This is a genomic window from Paenarthrobacter sp. CM16 (assembly GCF_013179505.1).
Classification (GTDB): domain Bacteria; phylum Actinomycetota; class Actinomycetes; order Actinomycetales; family Micrococcaceae; genus Arthrobacter.
In genome coordinates, this window is sequence record NZ_JABMCX010000320.1 from 1 (window position 1) to 4,902 (window position 4,902).

The 4,902-nt window shown below is 65.5% G+C and carries 4 protein-coding genes; 2 read left to right on the top strand and 2 right to left on the bottom strand.

Annotated features, from left to right (window positions below):
* On the bottom strand, nt 1-307 hold a 307-nt coding region (locus tag HP499_RS20650), incomplete at its 3' end, for an MFS transporter (protein ID WP_172326001.1).
* Nucleotides 308-438: 131 nt separating this feature from the next.
* On the opposite strand from HP499_RS20650, the gene HP499_RS20655 reads away from it, so the two are divergent.
* Nucleotides 439-1,305, top strand: coding sequence for a helix-turn-helix transcriptional regulator (locus tag HP499_RS20655; RefSeq protein WP_172326002.1), 867 nt, complete (start codon nt 439-441; stop codon nt 1,303-1,305).
* Nucleotides 1,306-1,447: 142 nt separating this feature from the next.
* Nucleotides 1,448-2,836, top strand: a complete 1,389-nt coding sequence (locus HP499_RS20660; protein ID WP_172326003.1) for an MFS transporter — start codon at nt 1,448-1,450, stop codon at nt 2,834-2,836.
* Nucleotides 2,837-2,921: 85 nt separating this feature from the next.
* On the opposite strand, the gene HP499_RS20665 is transcribed toward HP499_RS20660, so the two are convergent.
* Nucleotides 2,922-4,902 (bottom strand): glycoside hydrolase family 2 TIM barrel-domain containing protein (locus HP499_RS20665; protein WP_172326004.1); only part of this gene is annotated, 1,981 nt, incomplete at its 5' end.

The following is a 4,902-nucleotide window of genomic DNA, read 5'->3' on the forward strand; positions in this document are numbered from 1 at the left end:
GGCTTAGCGCGCATGCGGCAGAAGCGACAATGAAGATCAGCATGCCCAACCCGTAGGCGCGCCGGGCGCCTGCACGGTCCGAGAGCGTGCCGGCGAACAGTTGGAGGGCAGAGAACATCAACGTGTACCCTGTCACGACCCACTGCAGCCCGGAGAGGCCACCGCCAAGGTCATTCCGGATTTCCGGGAGGGCGACGTTGACGATCTGAGCGTCCAAGGCGACCACAAAGAATCCCAGCATGGCCACTATCAGGGACGCCCTGGGTCGGACGACGACAGCTGGACGGCTGGCAGTGGGGACAGACATGGTGTCCTTTCGAAACACGGAAACGGTCTTCTTCAAGAAAACCAGCCCTTTTACGGGCGCGGGAGTGCCTGTTGTGCGGTGTACTGGCAGTTCCTGTTAGACCGTTCCCGTACCGCCGTAGCCTAGAAGGCATGGACAACACCAACGACGTCCGCGATTTCCTCATGAGCCGCCGGGCACGCATCACCCCGGCCCAGGCAGGGCTCCCCGCCTACGGCGGGACCAGGAGAGTGAGCGGCCTCAAACGCGAAGAAGTAGCCATGCTCTCCGGGGTGAGCACCGAGTACTACGCCCGGCTCGAACGAGGAAACCTGCGAGGTGTGTCCGAGTCCGTTCTCGACTCGTTGGCCCGTGCCCTGCAGCTGGATGAAGCCGAACGCGCGCACCTGTATGACCTCGCCAAAGCGGCCGGGCCCACCCCGGCATCCGCCGCGCGGCGTTCCCGTGCAGACGTGCGGCCCAGCATCGAAAGAGTCTTGGCAGGGATGACCGGGACACCCGCCTACGTCCGGAACGCCCGCATGGACGTCGTGGCCGCCAACAGCCTGTGCTTCGCCCTCTACACCGACATCCTCAGCCCCGAAAAGCTGCCGCTGAACCTTGCCCGGTTCATGTTCCTTGATCCCCGGTCCAAGGACTTCTTCGTCGACTGGGATACCCTCGCCGACGACTTCGCAGCGTCCATGCGCACAGAATCCGGACAGAACCCCCGCGATCGGGCATTGAACAGCCTCATCGGTGACCTCGCCGCTGGCAGCACCGAATTCTCCACACGGTGGGCCCGGCATAATGTGCGGTTCCACCGCAGCGCCCGCAAGAGAATGCGCAACCAACTCGTCGGCGAGATCGAGCTCACCGGCGACGCCCTGGAACTGCCCGGCGAAGGACTCACCCTGATCGCCTACTCAGCCGAACCCGGAAGCCAAGCCCAAGATCAACTCGACTTCCTCGCCAGCTGGAGCGCCAACATCAAAACCACCTCGAACCCGCACCACTGAACCCGCCGACGGCCTAGCCGGCAACGTCTTCCCGAACCGGCCGGAAATGGGGTTAATGGGGGAGGGGTTGACAATAGGAACATCTCGCCGTCGCACCTCAAGAGACCCTGACGCCCGACTCCCCTGAAACGGAGATCCCCGCATGACAGCTCCCGACGTCACCGGTGCACCGCCCGGGAAGACGGCACCCACCAACCGACGCCCCCGGCTCCACCCTGCCTGGATCGTGGCAGCGGTGGCATTCCTTGCCTTGGTGGGAGCTGCCGGCTTCCGTGCGGCACCCGGTGTACTGATGGTGCCGTTGCAGGAAGAATTCGGCTGGTCCACCACGGTGTTGTCCTTGGCCGTCAGCATCAACCTGGTCCTGTTCGGGCTGACGGCGCCCTTCGCTGCAGCACTGATGGAACGGTTCGGTATCCGGAAAGTCACCTCACTTGCGCTGTGCCTCATCGGGCTGGGTTCGGCGCTCACGGTGTTCGTGAACCAGTCCTGGCAGATCCTGCTCACCTGGGGCTTGCTGATCGGGCTCGGCACAGGTTCCATGGCACTGGTGTTCGCGGCGACCATCGCCAACACGTGGTTTGCCAAGAGCCGCGGACTGGTCATCGGCATCCTGACGGCAGGCAGTGCTGCCGGCCAGCTGGTATTTCTTCCCTTCATCGCCGCCCTTGCCCAGAACCCCGGCTGGCGGGGAGCGTCCCTGCTCATTGCCGCCGGCGCGCTCGCCGTTGTCCCGCTGGTGCTGAGATGGCTCCGGAACTCACCCGCCGACGTCGGGGTGTTGCCTTATGGGGCCGAGGAACCGGGCGACGCGCCAACAGGTGCGCCGTCAGCCACGACGCCGGCCGGCAAGCCTGCCGCTGGAGGCGGAGCGCCCGCACTGTCGCCGCCCAAGGACTCCGCCAATGCCGCTGTCCGTGCCCTGCAGGTACTGAAACGGGCCAGCAAAGTGCGCACCTTCTGGGCCCTGGCTGCCGGTTTCGCCATCTGCGGAGCAACCACCAACGGACTGATAGGCACGCACTTCATTCCCTCCGCGCATGACCACGGCATGCCCGAGACTACGGCGGCAGGGTTGTTGGCCGTCGTCGGGATATTCGACATCGTGGGGACCATCGCCTCGGGATGGCTGACCGATCGCTTCAATCCCAAAGTCCTGTTGGCGGTGTACTACCAGTTCCGCGGGATCGGGCTGCTGGTATTGCCGCTGCTGCTGGGCTCGTCCGTGGAACCGAGCATGATCATCTTCGTGGTGGTTTACGGCCTCGACTGGGTGGCCACAGTGCCGCCAACTGCGGCGATCTGCCGCTCGGTGTTCGGCGCGGACGGCTCGGTTGTTTTCGGCTGGGTATTCGCCGCCCACCAGCTGGGAGCAGCCGTGGCCGCACTGCTGGCCGGCTTCATCCGGGATGCCACCGGGCACTACAACTACGCCTGGCTCGGCGCGGCTGCCATGTGCACCGTGGCCGCGGTGATCAGCGCCACCATTCGTAAAGATGCCGTGAAGAAGGAACCCGTGGGCGTCGCCTAACTCATGCCCACCGGTGCGTTGCGGGGCCCGCTCTGCGCCCTATTCGCTCAATAGAGCACGCAGAGCGGGCCCCGCAACGGGGGTTTTAGCCCGCCTCGGTGATCCGGAACGCCAGCGTCCGCGCTTCCGGGCGCAGCGCGTAGTCCGGCCAGACGTCCGGGCCGCATGCCCTGGATCCAAGGCCGTGCTGGGCGGCATCAAGGTACAGGTAGCTGCCTTGGCTTACCGGCAACTCGTGCGGGTGGCCCGCCGCTGAGACTTCCTGCGCAGTGTGCCGGGTGAGCGTAAAACCGGGCAGGCGGCCGCGGGAGTCCGGGACGGCGTCGAGTTTCAGCCACGGGGAACCTGCCTGCTGCAGGTCAAGCGACCGGACAGCACTGCGGTGTCCCGATTCCTGCGGTTTGGCGTAAGGCACCGTGAGCTCGTCAATGCCCGCTGAGTACCGTCCCACCAGGGTGGCGTGCATGCTGTCGGGGTACGATTCCCGCGGTCCTGCACCAAACCATGACGCCCCGTCCACGGAGGCCGGCAGCTCGAAGCGGACCCCCACGCGAGGCCAGATGATGTCCCAACCTGTGCTGGGAACGATGTCCACCCGGAGGAACAGATCGCCTCCGGACAGCTGCCAGTTTTCCTCGACCGAGACCCACTGGGAAGCGTCGGCAGCGGCGTAGCGGGTCCGGACCACCACCGAGGATTCGCCGGCTGAAACCTTCTCCACCCTGGCGGTGATCCGGTCCAGGCCGGCAGCGCGCCACACCGTTTCCATGGATGGAGCAGGAGTGCCGTTGCCGTTGTTAAGCCACGGGTCGGCCAGGTCATAGCTCCCGCGGCCGGCGCCGGCATCGTTGTCCGTGGGGGCACGCCATAGCTCCAGCCTCGGACCGGACACGGGCAGCCCTGCCAGGGAGATCAACCAGCCCGCCTCAAAGACAGCCGGTCCCAGGGAGAGGGTCCCCTCCGCATCAAGGGCGGCAGGTGCGGAGGATGCCAAGGGACGCGGAAGCCGAAGCGAAGCAGGTGCTTCGGTCATCTCCAGCTGCGCTGCCGAGATGATGTGCCCGGCCTCAGCCCACCCTGTGTCCTTGCGGAGGACAGCCTCCACCGTGAGCCAGTGTTCACCGACTCCCACGGCCGCGAACCCCGGGAGCTCAATGCGAGCGGTGCTGCCCGCAGCAAGCTGGCTGCCTTCCTGTGTGAGGACGTCCAGCTCGCCGGAGTCAACCGGAACGCCGTCGAGCTCAGTACGCCAACGCAGGACGACGTCCGATGCATCTGCGGTGTGCCGCAGGTTGGCGACGGAGACGAACCGGCGGATGCCGCCGTCGGACGCTTCGGTGGAGAAGCCCAACCGCAGGGGAGCGACGATCTGTTTGTACTCGAAGAGACCAGGGCTGGGCGTCGAATCGGAGAGGACCATGCCGTCCATGACGAAGTTGCCGTCGTGGACAACCTCGCCGAAGTCGCCGCCGTAGGCGTAGAACTCCGTGCCATCGGCTGTGGTGGTGCGGATGCCGTGATCACGCCATTCCCACACGAATCCGCCGTGAAGCCGAGGGAATCGGTCCACCAGGTCCTCATACTGGTCGATGGCCCCCGGCCCGTTGCCCATGGCGTGCACGTACTCGCACAGGATGAACGGTTTGCTGCGTTGCCGGGCGGACTCCGCCGCAGAGCAACCCAGCAGGAGCGCCCCGGAATCGTCCCGGCCGATCGCCTCGGTTTCAGGAACGGAAGAGTACATCCGCGAGTAGACGTCCGTGTAGGCGCCCGTGTAGTCACCTTCGTAGTGGACGGGCCTGCCGGCGTCCCGGGCATGCGCCCAGGCGGACATCGCTGCCAGGTTGGCGCCTGTGCCGGACTCATTGCCAAGGGACCACATGATGATTGAGGGGTGGTTCTTGTCTCGCTCCACCGTGCGTTCCATCCGGTCCACGTACGCCTCACGCCACGCGGGATCATCACTGGGGTTGCCCACCCAGCCGTGCCGTTCAAAACCGTGCGTCTCCAGATCGCATTCAAGGATCACCCAAAATCCCATCTCGTCCGCTATGTCCAGCAAGCGC